This window comes from Comamonas sp. GW821-FHT11H03, from assembly GCF_058807955.1.
Genome location: NZ_JBXARF010000011.1, coordinates 69,803 through 88,556, shown reverse-complemented (window position 1 = coordinate 88,556; position 18,754 = coordinate 69,803). Strand labels below are relative to the sequence as shown.

At 63.3% G+C, this 18,754-nt stretch carries 17 protein-coding genes; 14 read left to right on the top strand and 3 right to left on the bottom strand.

Features of this window, described 5'->3' with window-relative positions:
• Positions 1–77: 77 nt before the first annotated feature.
• From AC1RTQ_RS21520 to AC1RTQ_RS21510, 3 genes are all read right to left on the bottom strand, one after another.
• Positions 78–1,958, bottom strand: a complete 1,881-nt coding sequence (locus AC1RTQ_RS21520) for an enterochelin esterase domain-containing protein (RefSeq protein WP_492878752.1) — start codon at positions 1,956–1,958, stop codon at positions 78–80.
• 16 nt (positions 1,959–1,974) lie between these two features.
• Entirely contained in the window at positions 1,975–4,200 is a 2,226-nt protein-coding gene (locus tag AC1RTQ_RS21515; RefSeq protein ID WP_492878750.1) for a TonB-dependent receptor, read from the bottom strand.
• 154 nt (positions 4,201–4,354) lie between these two features.
• Positions 4,355–5,578 (bottom strand): XAC2610-related protein, encoded by a 1,224-nt coding sequence (locus AC1RTQ_RS21510; protein WP_492878748.1) that lies wholly within the window; start codon positions 5,576–5,578, stop codon positions 4,355–4,357.
• A 192-nt stretch (positions 5,579–5,770) separates the two neighbouring features.
• Here AC1RTQ_RS21510 and AC1RTQ_RS21505 point away from each other — a divergent pair, with 192 nt between their 5' ends.
• From AC1RTQ_RS21505 to AC1RTQ_RS21440, 14 genes are all read left to right on the top strand, one after another.
• Positions 5,771–6,964 (top strand): MFS transporter, encoded by a 1,194-nt coding sequence (locus AC1RTQ_RS21505; RefSeq protein ID WP_302091058.1) that lies wholly within the window; start codon positions 5,771–5,773, stop codon positions 6,962–6,964.
• An 891-nt stretch (positions 6,965–7,855) separates the two neighbouring features.
• Entirely contained in the window at positions 7,856–8,446 is a 591-nt protein-coding gene (locus AC1RTQ_RS21500; RefSeq protein WP_492878745.1) for an A24 family peptidase, read from the top strand.
• Between the two features lie 32 nt (positions 8,447–8,478).
• Complete coding sequence (gene cpaB / locus AC1RTQ_RS21495) at positions 8,479–9,324, top strand: Flp pilus assembly protein CpaB (RefSeq protein ID WP_302091060.1); 846 nt, start codon at positions 8,479–8,481, stop codon at positions 9,322–9,324.
• 65 nt (positions 9,325–9,389) lie between these two features.
• A complete protein-coding gene (locus AC1RTQ_RS21490; protein WP_492878743.1) occupies positions 9,390–10,949 on the top strand; it encodes a type II and III secretion system protein family protein in 1,560 nt (519 codons plus the stop codon).
• A gap of 14 nt (positions 10,950–10,963) precedes the next feature.
• Positions 10,964–11,293 carry a hypothetical protein gene (locus AC1RTQ_RS21485; protein WP_492878741.1) on the top strand — a complete coding sequence of 110 codons (330 nt, stop codon included), beginning with the start codon at positions 10,964–10,966 and terminating at the stop codon, positions 11,291–11,293.
• Between the two features lie 139 nt (positions 11,294–11,432).
• A complete protein-coding gene (locus tag AC1RTQ_RS21480) occupies positions 11,433–11,642 on the top strand; it encodes a Flp family type IVb pilin (protein WP_492878739.1) in 210 nt (69 codons plus the stop codon).
• Between the two features lie 48 nt (positions 11,643–11,690).
• Positions 11,691–11,888 (top strand): Flp family type IVb pilin, encoded by a 198-nt coding sequence (locus AC1RTQ_RS21475; protein WP_492878738.1) that lies wholly within the window; start codon positions 11,691–11,693, stop codon positions 11,886–11,888.
• A gap of 100 nt (positions 11,889–11,988) precedes the next feature.
• Positions 11,989–13,248: a pilus assembly protein TadG-related protein gene (locus tag AC1RTQ_RS21470; RefSeq protein ID WP_492878736.1), complete on the top strand. Its 1,260-nt coding sequence runs from the start codon at positions 11,989–11,991 to the stop codon at positions 13,246–13,248.
• Positions 13,249–13,253: 5 nt separating this feature from the next.
• Positions 13,254–13,697, top strand: a complete 444-nt coding sequence (locus AC1RTQ_RS21465; protein ID WP_492878735.1) for a TadE/TadG family type IV pilus assembly protein — start codon at positions 13,254–13,256, stop codon at positions 13,695–13,697.
• Positions 13,694–14,143: a TadE/TadG family type IV pilus assembly protein gene (locus tag AC1RTQ_RS21460; RefSeq protein WP_492878733.1), complete on the top strand. Its 450-nt coding sequence runs from the start codon at positions 13,694–13,696 to the stop codon at positions 14,141–14,143. The genes AC1RTQ_RS21465 and AC1RTQ_RS21460 overlap by 4 nt, the downstream gene beginning before the upstream one ends.
• Positions 14,144–14,160: 17 nt before the next feature.
• Entirely contained in the window at positions 14,161–15,321 is a 1,161-nt protein-coding gene (locus AC1RTQ_RS21455) for a CpaE/TadZ family protein (RefSeq protein WP_492878731.1), read from the top strand.
• 28 nt (positions 15,322–15,349) lie between these two features.
• The gene (locus AC1RTQ_RS21450; RefSeq protein WP_492878729.1) at positions 15,350–16,771 is read left to right on the top strand and encodes a TadA family conjugal transfer-associated ATPase; all 1,422 of its coding nucleotides are present in this window, start codon (positions 15,350–15,352) and stop codon (positions 16,769–16,771) included.
• Between the two features lie 21 nt (positions 16,772–16,792).
• On the top strand, positions 16,793–17,782 hold the full coding sequence (locus AC1RTQ_RS21445; protein ID WP_492878727.1) for a type II secretion system F family protein: 990 nt from the start codon (positions 16,793–16,795) through the stop codon (positions 17,780–17,782).
• Between the two features lie 27 nt (positions 17,783–17,809).
• Positions 17,810–18,721, top strand: a complete 912-nt coding sequence (locus AC1RTQ_RS21440; RefSeq protein ID WP_492878725.1) for a type II secretion system F family protein — start codon at positions 17,810–17,812, stop codon at positions 18,719–18,721.
• Positions 18,722–18,754: the final 33 nt, after the last annotated feature.

Sequence of the window (18,754 nt, the reverse complement as noted above, 5' to 3'; positions counted from 1 at the left end):
CAGCGCTTGACCAGCAAGTGCCTCAGGCGCAAAGCAAAAAAGGGGCCTCAGGCCCCTTTTTTTTGTACCTCCCGGACTCAGAGCCCGCAAGCCTGTGCGACCTGCTCCCTGAGCCTCTCGGTCGATGGTTCGCGCCCCGTCAGCGCCAGCAGCCCGCAGGCCAGCGACCCCTGCCAGTGCACATAGTCATGACCGCTGCTGTGCACACGCTGCACGACCTTGTTGCCCTTGGCACGCAGCACATCTCCCAGTTCCTGGCTGGTTTCGCGTATGCCTGCCTGCCCGCCACGAGTTCCCTCGTAGATGCCGGCATCCAGGTAAAAGCGTATCGGCAGCTGCGGCGATTGCTGATAGTGACGGGCCAGCCAGTTGGGCGACTCGCCCTTGGGAGCCCACCAGTAGGAGCCCGAAAGACTGAGCACATTGCCAAACCACTGCGGATAGCGCAGCGCCACATAGCTTGAAGCCAGGCCGCCATAGCTCGATCCTGCAATCACCGTGCGCTCGGCCCCTGCCGCTATGCCCTGTGCCTTGAGCCAGGGCATGAGTTGCCGGCCCATGAAATCGGCAAACACCGGGTTGGGCGGCAGCTCGCGGCTGCGCGCGTCGCCTGCGCCATTGGCCACCAGCACGACGGCCGTTGCAGGCAGCAGGCCGTCGGCCATCAGGTTGTCGATGATGGCGGGCGTGGGAACCTGGCGCAGATAGGCCTGGGCGTCGAACAGCACCAGCAGGGAGCGCCCAGCCGCATCGGCCTGCTCCCAGCCCTGCGGCTTGTAGATCCAGACGTCGCGCCCGTTGCCCAGCGCCTGGTTGCCCAGCCAGTGACGCTGCAACTGGCCAGTTGCCACGCTGGCGCGGGACTGGCTCCAGGGTTGGGGCGGCGCCTTGGCCAGTGTCAGCACGGAGCGCCCGTCGTAGCGATCCTGCACCGCCTGCAAATCCGCAGACCGCCCCCAGCTGTGGCGATTGAGCGGATCGCGCTGCAGGGTGGACAGAATAGCTCGGCGCTGAATCATGGCGTCGGTAGAGACCGCAGGCACATCGGGCGCAAAACCATAGCTGAGCCGTGCATCCCTGGGCATGACAAAACTGGCCCACCAGACATCGCTGCTTCCGAGACGCTGCAGCGGCTCATGATTGCCCGAGGGACTGCCGAACAGCCGCACGGACTGCCCGGCGCCGCGCCAGACAAAGCTCACCAGCTGGTGCTCCGCATCCCAGGGCTCGATCAGCGGTGTGCCCTCGCGTTCCATTTCCTGCCAGAAGCCGCGGCTGTCGCCGCCCTGCGCCAGCCGCGCCTGCAAGGCCTTGAGCCTGGGGCTGCGCAGCGGCTGTGGTTCGATCTCTGCCGCAGGCGCATGGCCTGCCGCCAACGGCACCAGCACCTGGGTGATCGTCAGCTCGTAGGCGCCAGGGCTGGGCGCAGCATAGGTCGGAGCATCGCTGTGCCCGTCCTGCGCCGCCGATACGCCGCTTGCTGCCGACGCATGGGGCTGGACCTTATCGGCGCGCAGCACCAGACGCTCCTTCACGCTGCCTCGGCTTTGCCAGGTGAATGCATGATCGACACCTGCGCCCTGACTCAGCCGCCGCAGATGGCGCCCGTCAGGCGTTTGCACATCCAGCACCACGCCCAACGCCTGCAGATTGCCGCGCACCACGGCACCGGCCGGTGCCTCGAGCTGCAGGCTCAGCACCTGTCCTGGCTCGAGCCTGCCGGACAGCGGCTCCCGCACCGAAAGCAACGAGGCCGCCTTGGCCGCACCCTGAGCGGTGTCTGCAGGCAAGGGACGGGCCGCACCGGCCGGGCCGCCGATAGCGACGCTGGCGACGCTGGCCGCAGCCAGCAGACCTGGAACAAGCCAGGAACGCAGTCCTTTGCCCGATGGCCCGTGGCCCGTCACCTGGAATGGCGATGGCAATGGCAATGGCAACCCTCGATGATTTTCATGCATTGATGCGTCCTCCGCCTCAGAAGTCCACCGCAGCGCTGATGCGCACGGTGCGCGGTGCACCCACGGTCAGGAAGTTGTCGGCAAAGGCTCCAGCCCAGTAGTTGCGACCAAAGACGTTGTCCACCGTACCGCGCAAGACCACTTTCTTGTCGGCAACGCGCGTGGTGTAGCGGGCGCCGACATCAAAGCGCGTCCAGCTCGGTGCACGCAAGGTGTTGGCCGAGTTGACCCACTGCTTGCCCGTGTGCACCAGGCGTGCGTTCAGCGCCAGACCGGCCACACCCGGCACATCCCAGTCTGCCGCCAGATTGGCGGCCCAGCGCGCCGCGCCGAATGCATCATGGCCGTCGTTGGAGCCGCCCTGGGTGCTGGTCAGCTTGGGCTGCAGGTACGTGATCCCGCCCAGCACGCGCAAACTGGAGCTCACGGCACCAAAGGTATTCCACTCCACACCGCGATTGCGCTGCTCGCCATTGAGCTTGAGGGTATTGGCCGCCGTATCGATGGTGGTCGAAGGCTTCTCGATCTGGAACAGCGACAGCGTATTCGTCCAGCCTGCGCGGCGCCACTTCACGCCCGCCTCCATCTGCTTGGATTTGTAGGGCGCGAATGTCTCGCCTGCATTGGCATAGGTGGAGCCGACCTCAAGGCCGGGGCTCAACCCCTCGATGTAGTTGGCGTAGAAGGACAGATCCTCGCCCCAGGGCTTGGCCACCAGGCCCAGCATGGGAGTGACGGCGCTCTCGTCGTAGCCCTTCATCTTCTGATTCACGCGCTGGTGGCGCGCGCCCAGCGTCAGCTGCAGCCTGTCTTGCAGCAGGCTCAGGGTATCGGCCACGGCAAGGCTGCGGATCACATTGTCGTTTTCCTGGCGCACGGCATTGCGCGGGCCGGCCAGAACCGGCAGCACCGGATCGTAGATATTGGTGGTGTAGCTGCTGCTGACCACGATGGGCAGCGCGCGCCCGCTTTGCTGCTGCAGCTCGTTGAACGAGAACACCAGCTGATGGCCCACATCGCCGGTCTTGAAGCGCCCGCGCAAACCCGCGTCCAGCGCCGTGCTGTTGGTATAGCCCTGCAGGTTATAGGTCTGCCCCACGGCAGAGCCGTCGCCCACGGCATTGAGCACCACGCGTGTGCCCGTGGGCTGACCTGCATAGTCATGCCAGGCCTTGCCCAGGCTGCCGTAGAGCTGCCAGCTGTCGCTCAGCTCGAAACTGCCGCGCAGCGCCACCGACTTGTTCTCCACTTCGGTGTTGACGCCGCGAAACAGATTGTTGCTGGCGTCGGGCGCGCCGATCAGATTCTTCATCTTGCCAAAGCTCACCATTACCGGACTGCCATTGTCCAGATTCACCTTGTAGTGATAGGCATCCAGTCCCAGCGTGAAGCGGTCGCCTTGATAGTCGAGCGCCACCGCGCCCAGACGGCGGCGGCGCTTCTGGTCGTCGACCTCGGTTTCCCCGCTGGACAGCGCGCCGTTGAAGCGTATGCCCAGGCGGCGCTCGGGGCCGAAGCGCCGCGATACATCCACATGCTCCTGCAGCTGCGAACCCGAGGTGAAAGTGGTGGTCAGCCGCGTCAGATCACCGGCCAGCGGCTTCTTGCTGACCACATTCACCACGCCGCCCACCGCTCCATTGGGAGCCATGCCGCCAAGCAGCGCCCCCGGGCCCTTGAGCAGTTCCACGCGCTCGATCATCTCGGTCGGCACATGGCTGTCGGGCGCCAGTCCGTACAGGCCGTTGAAAGCCACTTCGCTGGCGTTGACGTCGAAGCCGCGAATCACATAGTTCTCGTTGACATGGCCGGTATTGGTGGTGAAACGCACCGAGGAGTCGTTTTCCAGCACGGCAGCCAGCGTGGCCGCATTCTGGTCGCGGATCAGCTCTTCGGAGTAGGCGGTGATGTTGAAAGCAGCATCCATCACATCCACATTGCCCAGCAGACCTAGCGCCGCCCCTTTGGCAACCTGGGCGCCAGGAGCAAGCGCAGGCAAAGCGCTGCCGTCCTGCTTGCCGGACACGGTGACTTCGCTCAGGCGTTTTTCCTGCGGGTCCGTCGTCTGGGACTGCGCCTGGGCGCCGGCACTCAAAACGACCAACACCGCCAGCCCCACGGCTGAGCGGGGGCTGCAGCACGCCGCAGAAGACAGCCAATGCGCGAATGGAGCGAGCCGCGTGGAGGCGAGCGCTGAAGCCGACGGCGCCTTGCCTGCGCCGCCACGAACTGGGGTTGCCATGTAGACCTCGTTTTCGATCGATCTCCTATGGCTAAAACGAAGTGCGTGGCTAAGGTTTATTGAGAATGAATCTCAATTGGTTAAATTGTATAACACGCAAACCTTCTCAAAAAGATAGCAGCAAGCGATTTCCGTGCATAGCGTCAAGCCGTTTTCAGGGCTGGCCCCGAGCGGGATCTTCCGCCTCGCAGTCCTGCTCGGCGTTCTCGCTCATCAGCACACGCACCACCTTGTGGGCATCGGCATCGAAAACCGCGATATCGGGGCAGTAACGGGCACCTTGGGGCGTATCGACCTTGCGGTAGCTTGCGCCATAGATCTTGAGGACCCGGGGTGGCTGCCCGGCTCTGGGCTCGGCCAGCACCTGCACCTGGTTCTGACCCATGGTGGCGGCAGGATCGGCATCGCACCAGTCGGCCGCGGGCTCCTGTGCCAGTCTCAGGTCGCTGCCGCGCTGGTACAGGCCGCCAGGCCAGCGCACATGGCCTTGCGCATAGCCCGGCATCTGATAGCAGGCCATGAGCTTGCCGCCCTTGCGCACCGGCAGCATATAGCTTTCGGCCTGCTCGACCAGCTCCGGCCCTTCTAGCTTCCAGGCGTAGATGTCCACGCCATGGCTGCAGCAGCTGGCACGCCATTCGCTGTAGATGCGCCTGGCCTTGCCATCGAAGGCGGGCGAGCTGATGTCCTGCAGGGACTGCGGCCCCAGCACCAGCTTCTGCGTGTCCGGGTCGTAAATCCAGGTGCGGTGCGCAATATTCGGCCCCGCAGGCAGAACCAGCGCCTGGGTCAGGTCCGGCCAGCCATCAAAATTCGCATCCACCCAGCGTGGCTGCACCAGCCAGCAGCTGCCTACGGCGTCGGTCGGCAGGCTTTGCTTCAGGCGTCCCTGCTCATAGACCTGAATGGCAGACACCTGCAGTTCCATATGTTCTCCGCAGTCGGCCAGGGAGCGCAGCTTCTGATTCATCACCAGGCGCAGCTCGTAATGCAGCGCATGAGGAAAATCCGGGGGCTGGCGCAGCAGATGGACCGGCCAGCGCCTTTTGCCGTCCATGGACTGCCACTGACCCTGCAGACGCGGCGGCGCCATGCCCGGCAAAGCCGCCAGCGACCAGCGGCCCGACGGCCTGGGATCGCTTACTCCCGCCATCGGCGTCTCGGTCAGCTGTCCGCTTGCCGAGCCTTCCAGATCCAGCGTGGCTCCGGGCCGATTGCAAGGTTCATAGCAATAGCTTCCGCCGACGGCACCGCCCAGCCGCCACAACTCCAGCTTGACTGCCTTGCCGGCGATCTCGCCGCGATAGCTCGCCGACCAGACTACCGCTTCATGCAAGGTGTCTGCCGTCTCGGCATGCGCCATTGACGTAGAGCTCATGAGCGCCATAGCGATGTTCAGGCACGCAGCCCGGCCAGTCAGGCATTTCAACGTCATATCTCACTTCCATTCACTTCGATAACCAGGCTCGTATCCGCATCATGCCCGCAGCAGACCTTTTAATGTGCGGCCAATATGAATGCTGCAAGATGTGACAAATCTGCGCACAAGCATGGACAGCCGAAGCGATTTATGCAAACAGACAACAACACACAACAAAGCCGCAATATGGGCCTGCTGGTCGCAGCCCAGTCCCTGGGAGGAGCCTCTCCGCCCATCATCATCTCACTGGGCGGACTGGTCGGGCAGCAGCTGTCGTCCAACCCTACGGCGTCCACCTTGCCGGTCAGCATCTACCAGCTCGGGCTGGCACTGTCCACCCTGCCTGCCGCCTGGATCATGAACCGCATGGGCCGCCGCGCGGCCTATGTGCTGGGTGCCATTTTGGGCGTGATCTCCGGCGTGGTCGCCGCGCAAGGCATTGCGCACAGCGACTTCGTCACCTTCTGCATCGGCACGGCGCTGGCCGGCTTTTATGCGGCCTGCGTGCAGAGCTACCGCTTCGCCGCCACCGATATGGTGAGCGAGCCCGCGCAACAGGCCAAGGCCATTTCGCGCGTGATGATCGGCGGCCTGATTGCCGCCATCATCGGCCCGCAGGTGGTGATCTGGACGCGCGACGCTCTGCCTGCCACCCCGTTTGCCGGCAGCTTCTACAGCCAGGCGGCGCTGGCCTTGCTGGCCCTGCCCCTGCTCATGGGCCTGCGTCTGCCGCCGCCTCAGAGCAAAAAAGCCGTGGCTGACGACGCCAGGCCGCTGGGCGAAATTGCCCGCACGCCCCAGTTCGTCGTGGCCTGCGCGGCCGGTGTGGTCAGCTACGGACTGATGGCGTTTTTGATGACCGCTGCACCCATGGCCATGGTGGGCTGCGGCCACAGCGTGGGCGAAGCCGCCATGGGCATCCAATGGCATGTGCTGGCCATGTTCGTGCCCAGCTTTTTTACCGGCAAGCTGATTGCGCGTTATGGCAAGCGGCCCGTGACCGCTCTGGGCCTGCTGATGATAGGCGCGGCCGGCGTGCTGGCCTTGATGGGCCTGGATATCTTCCACTTCTGGGGCTCGCTGATTTTGCTGGGCGTGGGCTGGAACTTCGGCTTCATCGGTGCCACGGCGCTGCTGACCGAGTGTTACCGCCCTTCGGAGCGCGCCAAGGTGCAGGCACTCAATGACTTCCTGGTCTTCGGCACGGTGGCCGTGGCCTCGTTCGGATCGGGCCAGTTGCTGCACAGCGCTGGCTGGAACGGCATCAATATCGGCATGCTGCCGCTGGTGGCCGTCGTGCTGGTGCTGCTGGGCCTGCACAGCCAGCGCAGGGCAAACGCCTGAAGCTGCGCTGGCGGCCTGAAGCTGCAACGGTGTTTTCCGCCTCCAGACAGCTATCAAGACAGCTAACAAAACAGCTATCAAAATAGAAGCTTGTATCGCATTGCAGGCAATGGAATAGAGTTACTTCCACCTTTAAATCCATTCAGGCAAAGAGCTATAAGCTATATTTTATATAGCATCACCACCCTGTGAATGTACCGAGCGGGTGTGGACTGAAGACCGGATCAACGCTCGCAGCAAACCGTCGTCAGTACCGCTGCCAGCAGGCCAGGAGGAAATGCCGGCCTCCTGCCGGGCAGCAGCTTGCCAAGGACTACCCCGGACTCATCCCTAAAAGCGGCTACTCAGTCCCACGACGGCCTTGCCCCCGAGCCGTGATGCCGACGCCCGGGCCTGCCCCGCCATGCAGCAGCGGGCACTTCAGGTGGCGGAACATGGGTAACGCCCACAGCACATTTCAGCACCTACCAGGCTCCACCGGGCCCGGCCTGTCTTCAATTCGTGTCAGCGTCTCTGCCGCATCCCCGGCTGCCGTGCGCGCGGGCGCCAGGCAAGGCCTTGCGAGCGCCCTCTGTAGCCGGCTCCGACTGTGGGCCGATCTGCGTCAGCAAGCGTATGAGACCACTGCTTACGCAACCTACAAAGACGTCACATTTGCACCTCATGCAGATTAGAAAAAATCTTACGAGATCAGATATTGATAAGCGATTTCTATAGGAATAGTATTTCTACAAAATTAAACAAAAGAATGAAGTTGATAGAAAAATTGTATTTAGTCACACATCGCCCGAATCCTGCAGACATCAGTCAGATGAGCTGAACGCAGCGAACAGCCAGCGTCAACTCTGAGGCCCGAACAGGATTCGCTGAACACAGGACTGGAGTTTGACCATGACATCTTCCGAACTCAGCGCAGCATCCGAGCTGATGGCCGGCCTGTTCACCGAGCCGCGCTCACTGATGCTGCTGCTGCTCCTGCTGGCTGCCAGCATCAGCGATCTGCGCACACGGCGCATCCCCAATCGCCTGACTGTTGGTGGCATCACCCTGGCCCTGCTTTATGGCCTGCTGGCCCACCACCCCCATAGCGGCGGCTTTTTCTGGGCGCTGGGCGGCATGGCGCTGGGTCTGGCCATGATGCTGCCGCTGTATCTGGTGCATGCCATGGGCGGTGGCGACGTCAAGCTGATGGCCATGGTCGGCAGCTTTATCGGACCCGAAGCCACCTGGCAGGCCATGATCTTTATCTTCATCACCGGCGGTGTGGCTGCCATCAGCTACGCACTCTGGCACCGCATGGCCGGCAAGCTGCTGCGCAACTCTGCCGAGGCCGTCCAGCTGCTCTACATCAATGTCGCGGCAGGGATCGCTCCCGATGCCCGCTCCAGCTCGGCGCATTCGGTAGGCAAGCTGCCTTACGGCGTCAGCATCGCCCTGGGAACCCTGGCGTTCCTGGTCGCTCGGCAGTTCACCTGGGTCTAGTCACTTACATCACGGCATAGCGGGAGCCTCCCATGAAAAACCTCAAAGCTTTGGGTCTGTTTGTCCTCGCCGTACTGGCCAGTCTGGCGGCCGCAGTCTACGCCGCCAACTGGGTCGCCCAGCGCGGCAGCCTGGACGCCGACAAGGTGGTCGTTGCTGCCACCGACATTCCACTGGGCGGCAAGATTTTGCCGAACATGCTCAACACCGTGGACTGGCCACGGGGCTCCATACCAGACGGCTCTTTCCATGACATGCAGCAGCTGCAGGACCGAGTGGTCAAGGTCGGCGTGCTGCGCGGCGAGGCCGTGCTCGAAGGCAAGCTGGCACCGGTCGGAACCAAGGGCGGACTGGCAGCCGTCATCGCTCCGGGCAAGCGGGCCATGACGGTGCGCGTCAACGATGTGGTCGGTGTAGCGGGCTTCGCCCTGCCCGGCAACTACGTGGATGTGGTGGTCAATGCCCAGCAGGAGCAGGCCGGCAAGATGGAGGATTCGCGCCAGATCAGCAAGACCGTACTTGAAAACGTGCTGGTCCTGGCCGTGGCCCAGGAAGCCGACCGCGACGAAACCAAGCCCAAGGTGGTGAGCGCCGTCACCCTCGAGCTGAGCCCCGGTGATGCCGAGAAGCTCGATCTAGCACGCAGCGTGGGCAATCTTTCACTGGTGCTGCGCAACCAGATCGACAAGGATCCGACCAGCACCGTCGGCATCACCAAGCACCAGCTGTTTGGAACACCTGAGCCTGTGCCTGCCCCCGTCAAGGTCGCAGCACCCGCCAAACCCGTGATGCAGCGAGCCAGGCCCGCACCCCAGGCTTCGACAGCCACCTGTGTCGAAGTGATCCAGGGCGGCGCTCGAACTCTCAACTGCTTCTGATCTTCTACCGTAACCACTCAGAGAGGTCGGCCGTGCAACACCATCACCTATATCTGGCAGCTAGCATGCTGCTCGCCAGCTCAGCACCTGTGCTGGCCCAGTCTGCGGGCACACCTGCCCAGCCCGGCCCTGTGGCTGCGGCCGCTCCCGCAGCTCCCCGCACCACCCTGCCCGCCAGGAACTGCACGGCCATTCACACAGAGGACCCGACCACGGTCACGCTGGGTAAATCCGTGGTCATCCCGCTGAACTCGCCCATGGCGCGCATCCTGGTCAGCGGCCAGACACCGGGAGCCGGCCAGGCAGCCGCCAACGCACAGCCGCAGATGCAGGTACAGAACGGCATGGGCGATATCGAAGTGCAGTTGCTCAGCCCCAGGGATCTGTTCTTTCGCGGCCGCAAGTCCGGCTCCATGAACGTCATCCTGCAGAACGCCCAAGGTGCCTGCTTCATCAAGGACGTGATCGTCACCATGGACCCAGGTCCACTGCAGGCCAAGCTCAGCGAGCTCATGCCGGAGGAGCGCAGCATCCGCGTCCAGGGGGCCGACAATGCCCTGGTCCTGAGCGGAGAGATCAGCAATCCGCTGCGCCTGGACGATGTGGTGACGCTCGCCGGCGCCTATAGCGACAGCAAGAAGATCGTCAACCTGCTGCGCACCACCTCGCCTCACCAGGTGATGCTGGAAGTCAAGATTGCCGAGGTCAGCAAGACCTTGCTCGACAAGCTGGGCTCCAGTCTTGCGGGCCAGCGCGTCGCCAGCAACGGCCAGAACAGCTACAGCATCCTCTCCAACTTCCTGAGCGGCGGCAGTGGCGTGTTGAGCGCCTTGCGCATCGGCAAAGGCTCGATCAGCATTGACGGGCAAAAGGATGACGGCCTGGTGCGCATCCTGGCCGAGCCCAACATCATGGCCATCAGCGGCCAGCAGGCCAGCTTTCTTTCGGGCGGCAAGATCTTCATTCCTGTGGCGCAGACCAATACCAACGGTGTACCGGTCATGACGCTGGAGGAAAAGGAGTTCGGCATCGGCGTCAAGTTCACACCGACCGTGCTCGGCAACTCGCGCGTCAACCTCAAGCTGGTGTCCGAGGTCTCGGATCTGTCGCAGACCGGTTCGCCCTTCACCTCCATCAATGGCGTCACCTCCGTGATCCCATCGCTCACGGTAAGGCGCGCGGACACCACGGTGCAGCTCAATGACGGGCAAAGCCTGGTCATTGCCGGCCTCATCAAAAACAATATCACCGAGGCCGTCAAACGCTTTCCGGGGCTGGGGGAAATACCGGTTCTCGGCGCGCTGGCCCGTAGCACCGAGTTCCAGACCGATCAGACCGAGCTGATGTTCATCATCACTCCGCGCCTGGTACAGGCTCTGGCCGAAGCCCCCAGGGTGCCCACCGACAACCATGTGGTGCCCTCACGCGCCGAGCGCTATCTGAACGGCGCACTGGAGAGCTCCAAGCCCGCGCCCGCAGAGAAGACAGCACCTGCACCTGCACCCGCGCCTGCCGGCGCAGCCACACCGATGCCGGCACCAGCCGCAGCACCCCAGGAGCTGCAAGCACCGGCACCGGTCGAGCCCTCGGTCGACCGTCCCGCCCCCCTGAATCCGCCCACCTGAACCGGAGTCAAGCCATGACCGAACGCAGCATCCTATTTCCCGTGGCCCTCGCCGCCCTGCTGGCGGGCTGCGGCAGCACAACCCCCAACTACGACGCCCGCTTTGGCGAAGCCGTACGCAACGCCCGCCTGCAGATGACCATAGACCCGCAAGCGGGCAAGACGGCCGGAGTCGGCGTGGACGGTGCCACCGGCATGGACGGCCGCGCCACGCGCCACAGCATGGAGCGGTACGAGCAGAGCTACAAGAGCCCGCCTCAGGCCATCAACGTCATCAATATTGGCGGCTCGCTGAGCAGCAACAACTCCGGCAACAGCGGCGGTAACAGCGGCGGCACGCCCTGAGCAGCCGCCAGATTTTCACCATCAAGCCCATTGATTCCGAAAGGAGCCCTGATCGCACACCGGCCTTGCACGCCAGCCCTCGGCACAGCCGCCGACCTTTCGAAACGGTATTCCATCCATCAACATTGTGAGGTTCATCATGTCCCATATCGCTCAACAATTTGGCCATTCCCTGCTGTCTTTTGCTCGTGACGATGAAGGTGCGCAAGTCGTCGAGTACGCACTGATCATTGCCGTGGTCTCCATCGCGCTGGTCGTCGCGCTCCGGGCACTGACCACGGGCACTAGCTTTACCTCCTTTATCACCCGCGTCTCGAATTGCCTGACGGGGACAGGGACCTGCTCGTAACCCAGGCCCTCATGCGGTCCTGGACTTACTTCTTTACAGGAGAAGGTCATGCACTCCATCACCCAATGGGGCAATCACCTGCAGCACTTACTCAGGGACGATGAAGGTGCGCAGGTCGTCGAGTACGCGCTGATCATTGCCGTGGTCTCCATCGCACTGGTACTGGCAATTCAGGGCCTGGCTGGCGGCAAGTTTGCGGACTTCATCACACGAGTCTCGAACTGCCTGACGGGCACCTGCTCCTAGCAGCGACGTCAAAGGGGTCGGCGCAGCAGTCCTGCTGCGGCGCCGACCGCCTCTGACCCGCATTCCTTTCACCGGTTCTGCCGCCCTATGAGAGTCCATCATGAGCACCCGCATTCTTGCCCCGACCCTGGTGCGGCCTGCCGGAAGCCGCAGCCGGCGCAGTTCACGGCGCCAGCAGCATGGCGCCATCATCGTCACGGCAGCACTGGCTCTTTTGCTGCTGCTGGGATTCATGGGCATCGCGCTGGATTTCGGGCGCCTGTTCATCGTCAGGACAGAGCTGCAGACGGCACTTGACAGCTGCGCGCTGGCCGCGGCGCGCGAACTCAACAAGCAGCCGGATGCCATCAGCCGCGCCGTGAGCGCTGGTGCTGCTGCCGGCAACCTCAACGGCGTGAACCTGCAATCGGCCAACTGGAGCGGCCAGGGCCAGATCACCGCCGCCGATGTCAGCTTTCGCGACGCCAGCTATCTGAGCACCACCAGCGCGACCGCTGCCGTCTATTCGCAGTGCACGCACACCCAATCCAATATCGGCATATGGCTGCTGAAGGCGCTGGGGGCCTTCTCCGGCAACAGCACCAGCTTTCCAGCCACCGCCAATGTGGGCGCTAATGCGGTGGCCACACGGGCCAGTGCGCAGAGCGCCTGCCCGATTCCGGCGGCTCTGCAAGCAAAAACGCCCGGGGCAACCAAACCCGACTACGGCTATGCCGTGGGAGACTGGCTCACCTTGCTGGCCAAGTCCAACGGCGGCAGCACCTTCGGCTGGGCCAATCTGGACGGCTCCAACAGTGCCTCCGAGACTGCCGACGAACTCAACGGCCATTGCGGCAGCAAGCTGGGCGACACCCTGGGGACACCCGGCGTTCAGGCCTCCGTCGTCGAGATCTGGAACTATAGATTCGGCATCTACAAGAACTCCAGCGGCCCCAGCGTGGGCCGGCCAGACTACACCGGCTATATCTACAACACCAGCACCTGGAGCGCCGGCCGCAGCGCCTACAACGGCAGCTCGGGCAGCACGCCCAACTTTCTCGCCCAGCGTCTGGCGTTCACGCCCTGTGGCAACAACCCGGCACAGTGCGGCCAGCAGGGCGGCGGCTTTTCCTCGGTCGCCACATCAGCGCAGCTCAAGACCTATGGCGCAGACCGCCGCATCGTGACGGTGCCCATCGTCGATACCGGCCGCAAGGTGGTCGATTTCGCCTGCATGCTCATGCTCGAGCCCATGGCGATCCCGGTCGATGACGTCAAGCTCGAGTACCTGGGCAATGCCAGTGCCAGTGGCAGCCCCTGCACCACCAGCGGACTCGCAGGCGGCTCCGCCGGCCCGCTGGTTCCCGTCCTCGTGAGGTGAACGCCATGCCCAAGCACCATAGGCAACAGGGAGTGGAGCTGGTGGAACTGGCTCTGATCCTGCCCCTGCTAATCCTTCTGAGCATGCTGGTGGTCGAATTCGGCCGAGCGCTCTACGAATACAACACGGTCGCCAAATCAGTGCGCGATGCGGTGCGCTATCTCTCGGTGCAGCTGCCCAACACCGGCTGCGGCCAGGCACAGAACCTGGTGGTGTACGGCCAGACCACGGCGGGAACCACACCTCTTGCCCCCGGTCTGAACACCGGCTCCGTGAGCTGCTCCTGGCAGACCAGCGGAACCTATCCGCTGATCAACACGGTCACCGTGACCGTCACCGGCTACCGCTTTCGCTCCATGACCGCCAGCGTCTTCGGCTTGCAACTGGGCGATGCCAACGGCGGCCTGACGCTGAGCAATATCGCCGCCACGATGAGGACACAGACATGAAAACCACACGTCACTCCCGCAGCGAGCGCGGAGCAACCATCATCGAGTTTGCCCTGGCTCTGCTGATCTTCCTGATGTTTCTGTTCGGCATCCTGGATTTCAGCCGCATGCTGTTCACCTGGGTAGCGGCCAACGAAGCTGCGCGGGCCGGGGCACGGTATGCCGCGGTCTGCGACGACACCGCCCAGCAGGCCAAGGTGCTTGCGCGCATGCAGGCCCTGCTGCCCCAGGTGAACACCATCAATGTCAGCTGGGCCCCCTCCGGCTGCACCACGGCAAGCTGCCAAAGCGTAACCGTCGCGATCACGGGGCTGAAATTCCAATGGATATCGCCCATCGTAGGCCAGGGGCTGCAAACGGCCATTCCCATGCCCGGCTTCGCCAGCACGCTGCCCCGGGAAGTCATGCGCCAGGACATCAACAGCAGCACGGCCTGCTCAAGCTAACCAGGGGTGACCACATCATGAAAATCGCCATCATCTCTCCCAACACCACCCATCTTCAGGAGATGGCCCGCATGCTGCAGGAGCAATCGCACCAGGTCCAGACCTTCGAAGGCGGCAAGACACGCATGCCTTCGATTGCAGAGCAGCACCGGCCCGATCTGATGATTGTGGACGGCATGTGCTGCGAGCCGGCCGACCTCGCGCCGGTGGAGTATGTGACCACGCATCAGCCGCACATTGCCGTCATCTTGCTGTGTGCCCAGCAGACACCCGAGTTTCTGCTGCAGTCCATGCGCGCCGGCGTTCGCGAAGTGCTGACTTCACCGGCTCCGCATCAGGCTCTGCTGGACGCCGTGCACCGTATCGCCGCCAAGCTGCAGCATCACACGGCGGACCGCCATCAGGGCCAGATCATGGCCTTGCTGCCCTGCAAGGGCGGCAGCGGAGCCACCTTTCTGACCACCAATCTCGGCTGGATGCTGGCGCGCAGGCACTCGGTGTTGCTGATCGACCTCAATCTGCAGTTCGGCGACACCCTGGCCTATCTGCATGAAGCCAAGCCCGCCTCGACCCTGGCAGATGTGGCCCGTGACATCCATCGACTCGATGCGTCCTTTCTCACGGCCAGCACCGTCAAGGTCACCCCTCATCTGCATGTGCTGGCGGCCCCCGAAAACGCCATGCATGCCATGGAGGTGGAGCCGGCGCATGTGGATGCCATCCTGCAGCTCGCCGGCATGCACTATGACTTTGTGCTGATCGACATGGGGCGTGTGCTTGATCCGCTGGCTCTGCGGGTGCTTGACAGGGCCCAGCTGATCGTTCCCGTGTTGCTGCCCAATGTGCCAGCCGTGCGCAATGCACAGAAGCTGCTGCACATGTTCCGCGATCTGGGCTATCCCGAAAGCCGCCTGTATCCGGTACTGAACCGGGTCGAACGGCGCAGTGAAATCGGCCTGCCCGAAGTGCGCAAGGCACTGGGGCTGGAGCAGCAATGGCGCAGCATTCCCGACGCCGCGCCGGAAGTGCAGGCAACCATCAATGCGGGAGTGCCGCTGGCCGAGTCCTGCCGCAACAGCGCCGTGGTCCGCGAACTGGACTCCTGGGCCGATGCGCTGTCGCCTCAGGCCCGGGAAGACAGCAACGGCTTTTTGAACCGGCTCTTCCGCCGGGCATGAGCCCCCTCTAGCGCACAAGGAGACCGTCATGTCACTCAGAGATTTCTTGGCCACATCAGCGACACGCGCCTCCAAGCCGGCGCTGCAGGTTGTTCCCGAAGCGGCGGACACGCCCGAGGTCGCCGCGCCGCAAGCGCCTGCCTCTGCGCCTGCCGCACCGCACTACGGGCACTCCGCTGCCTATCTGGCGCTCAGGGCGCGCATTCATGCCAAGCTGCTGGAGCGCTTCGACCTGGCAGCGCTGGAGTCGCTGCCCACGCAGACGCTGCAACAGGAGATTGCCAGCATGACCGAGCGCCTGCTGGAGGAGGACTCTGCGGTCGTCAACGATCTGGAGAGAAGGCTGCTGATACGCGACATCCAGCACGAGATGCTGGGCTTCGGCCCTCTCGAGCTGCTCATGACCGACCCTGCGATCTCCGACATCCTGGTCAACCGCCACGATCAGATCTATGTGGAGCGCCTTGGTCGCCTGGAACTCACGCCCGTGGTCTTCACGGACGACAAGCATCTGCTGCGCATCATCGACAAGATCGTCTCGCGCATCGGCCGGCGCATCGATGAGTCCAGTCCCATGGTCGATGCCCGCCTGCCCGACGGATCGCGCGTCAACGCCGTCATCCCTCCCGTGGCGCTCGATGGCCCCATGATGTCGATCCGGCGCTTTGCACGCATCCCGCTGCGCATGGAGAACCTGATCCAGGACCTCAAGAGTCTGACACCAGGGATGGCCCTGACCCTGGAAGCCTTGGCCAAGGCCAAGGTGAACATGATCATCTCCGGGGGTACGGGTGCCGGCAAGACAACGCTGCTCAATATTCTCTCGGGCTACATTCCTGCCGTGGAACGTGTGGTCACCATCGAGGATGCCGCCGAGCTGCAGCTGCAGCAGCCGCATGTGGTGCGGATGGAAACACGTCCTCCCAATATAGAGGGCCGCGGTGAAATCACGCAGCGTTCTTTGGTGCGCAACGCCCTGCGCATGCGCCCGGACCGCATCATCATCGGCGAAGTCCGGGGCGCCGAAGCGGTAGACATGCTGCAGGCCATGAATACCGGCCACGAAGGCTCGCTGACGACCATCCACGCCAACACTGCGCGCGACTCGCTGGCACGTCTGGAGAACATGGTCGGCATGGCGGGCCTCAATCTGCCGCACCAGGCCGCGCGCCAGCAGATTGCCTCGGCCATCACGGTGATCGTGCAGGTGCTGCGGCTTACCGACGGCAAGCGCAAGATCACCAGCATCCAGGAGATCACCGGCATGGAGGGCGATGTGGTCACCATGCAGGAGATCTTTGCCTTCACCCAGACCGGCGTCGGTGCAAGCGGCGAAGTCCAGGGGTATTTCCACGCCACGGGCGTCAGGCCCAAGTTCGCTGACCGGCTCAAAGGCTTCGGCATTGCGCTGCCCGACAGCATCTTCGCTCCAGAGCGTCACTATCAATGAACTCGGCCCAAAGGTGCTGTCATGCTGTCCTTTTTTTCTTCCCACTCGATCCTGGTGATCATTGCACTGGTGTTTGCCGCCGTGCTGTTGCTGCTCGAAGGCGTTCATCTGGTCTGGAAGCAGTACAGGAGTCCCGAGGCAAAGCGGCTTGAACGCCGGCTCAGGGCCTTGTCTGCCGCTGACGATCACAGCAGTCCGACCAAGCTGGTCAAGGAACGTGTACTCAGCGACATGCCCAGGATGCAGCGCATGCTGCAAAGCATGCCGCGCGCCCACCAGCTCGACCGCGTGATTGTTCAGTCGGGCCTGGAATGGACGGTCTCCGGTTTGCTGCTCGGCGTCGGGATAATGTTCTTCCTGGGTGCGCTGGCCGCAAGCATGTTCCATCTGCCCATGGAGCTGGTACTGCTCGCCGGTGCCGTCCCGGGCTGCCTGCCATGGCTTTACCTGCAGCGCAAGCGCAGTCAGCGCCTGGGCCTGCTGGAGCGCCAGATCCCCGAAGCACTGGATCTGATCTCGCGGGCATTGCGCGCCGGCCACGCATTTTCCGCAGGCCTGCAGATGGCCGGAGAAGAGCTGTCCGAGCCCATAGCCGGCGAGTTCCGCCTCGTGCACGACGAGATCAACTACGGCACCTCGCTGCAGCAGGCCTTGAACAATCTCGGAGAAAGAATACCGATCACCGATCTGCGCTACTTCATCGTCGCCGTGTTGATACAGCGCGAATCGGGCGGCAACCTCACCGAGATGCTGAGCAATCTGAGTCGCCTGATCCGCGAACGGCTCAAGCTTCACGCCAAGATCCGAGTTCTGTCCTCCGAAGGTCGACTGTCGGCCTGGATCCTGGGGCTGATGCCTTTTGCCCTGACAGCCCTGCTCAATTTCGTGAACCCGGAATTCATGTCCACGCTGTGGACCGACCCCATAGGCATCGTCATTTTGCAATGGCTGGCCGGACTCATGGTCATCGGTGTTCTGATGCTGCGCCGCATTGTCCGCATACGGGTATGAGTGCGTCCCAACCGCAAGGAGTCCGCCATGTTAATCGTCGCCCTGCTCACTTTCGCTGCCCTCATGCTGGCTGCAGGAGCCCTGTTCTTCTGGGTCACGCCCACGGTCACCGAACAGCGCCTGCAAGAGCTGAGTCCAGCCCCTCTGTCCGGCGGATGGACAGAAACCGCCGTCAAGCTGGTGGGGCCGTTCGCCCACCTATCCTCCCCCACAGCGGGCAGTGATGCCACCCCGTTGCGCCTGCGCTTTCTGAATGCAGGCATTCGCCACGAAAACGCGCCCTTGCTGTATTTTGGCGCGAAGACGCTGCTGCCTCTGGTGATGATGTTCCTGGTCTATTCGCTGATGCTGGCCCAAGGCACGACAGACAGCCTGCAGCTGCTGCTCTATCCGCTGGTCACCGGGCTTGTGGCCTGCTATCTGCCCAATCTGGTGCTGCGCTGGATGGCTGCGCGCCGCAAACGCGAGATCTTCGAGAATTTCCCCGATGCCGCCGACCTCATGCTGGTCTGCGTGGAGGCAGGCATGGGACTGGATGCAGCGCTGGGCAAAGTGACTGCCGAGATCCGGATCAAAAGCGAAGCCCTGGCCCAGGAACTTCACTGGACCAACCTGGAAATGCGCGCCGGCAGCACCCGCGAGAAATCCTTGCGCAACCTGGCCGCCCGCACCGGAGTGGACGAGATTCACGCCTTCACGGCCATGCTCACGCAAGCGGACCGCTTCGGCACCAGCATCGGTGACTCCATCCGCGTGTTCTCGGACGATCTGCGTCACAAGCGGCAGATGCGTGCCGAGGAGCTGGCCGCCAAGATCCCCACCAAGATGCTGCTGCCGCTGGTGACCTGCATCTTTCCCGCCATCGTGATGGTGGTTCTGGGTCCGGCAATCATCAGACTGCTGCGCATGGTGCTGCCCATGATCGCGGGAAGCGCCTAGGGCGGGCTTGGACTGCCGCACCACTGCTGCATG

Coding starts and splice junctions, on each gene's coding strand:
- AC1RTQ_RS21440 (WP_492878725.1), top strand. CDS start 17,810: ATGTTAATCGTCGCCCTGCTCACTTTCGCTGCCCTCATGCTGGCTGCA.
- AC1RTQ_RS21505 (WP_302091058.1), top strand. CDS start 5,771: ATGCAAACAGACAACAACACACAACAAAGCCGCAATATGGGCCTGCTG.
- AC1RTQ_RS21445 (WP_492878727.1), top strand. CDS start 16,793: ATGCTGTCCTTTTTTTCTTCCCACTCGATCCTGGTGATCATTGCACTG.
- AC1RTQ_RS21510 (WP_492878748.1), bottom strand. CDS start 5,578: ATGAGCTCTACGTCAATGGCGCATGCCGAGACGGCAGACACCTTGCAT.
- AC1RTQ_RS21455 (WP_492878731.1), top strand. CDS start 14,161: ATGAAAATCGCCATCATCTCTCCCAACACCACCCATCTTCAGGAGATG.
- AC1RTQ_RS21465 (WP_492878735.1), top strand. CDS start 13,254: ATGCCCAAGCACCATAGGCAACAGGGAGTGGAGCTGGTGGAACTGGCT.
- AC1RTQ_RS21485 (WP_492878741.1), top strand. CDS start 10,964: ATGACCGAACGCAGCATCCTATTTCCCGTGGCCCTCGCCGCCCTGCTG.
- AC1RTQ_RS21520 (WP_492878752.1), bottom strand. CDS start 1,958: ATGCATGAAAATCATCGAGGGTTGCCATTGCCATTGCCATCGCCATTC.
- AC1RTQ_RS21490 (WP_492878743.1), top strand. CDS start 9,390: ATGCTGCTCGCCAGCTCAGCACCTGTGCTGGCCCAGTCTGCGGGCACA.
- AC1RTQ_RS21480 (WP_492878739.1), top strand. CDS start 11,433: ATGTCCCATATCGCTCAACAATTTGGCCATTCCCTGCTGTCTTTTGCT.
- AC1RTQ_RS21475 (WP_492878738.1), top strand. CDS start 11,691: ATGCACTCCATCACCCAATGGGGCAATCACCTGCAGCACTTACTCAGG.
- AC1RTQ_RS21515 (WP_492878750.1), bottom strand. CDS start 4,200: ATGGCAACCCCAGTTCGTGGCGGCGCAGGCAAGGCGCCGTCGGCTTCA.
- AC1RTQ_RS21450 (WP_492878729.1), top strand. CDS start 15,350: ATGTCACTCAGAGATTTCTTGGCCACATCAGCGACACGCGCCTCCAAG.
- AC1RTQ_RS21470 (WP_492878736.1), top strand. CDS start 11,989: ATGAGCACCCGCATTCTTGCCCCGACCCTGGTGCGGCCTGCCGGAAGC.
- AC1RTQ_RS21460 (WP_492878733.1), top strand. CDS start 13,694: ATGAAAACCACACGTCACTCCCGCAGCGAGCGCGGAGCAACCATCATC.
- AC1RTQ_RS21500 (WP_492878745.1), top strand. CDS start 7,856: ATGACATCTTCCGAACTCAGCGCAGCATCCGAGCTGATGGCCGGCCTG.
- cpaB (WP_302091060.1), top strand. CDS start 8,479: ATGAAAAACCTCAAAGCTTTGGGTCTGTTTGTCCTCGCCGTACTGGCC.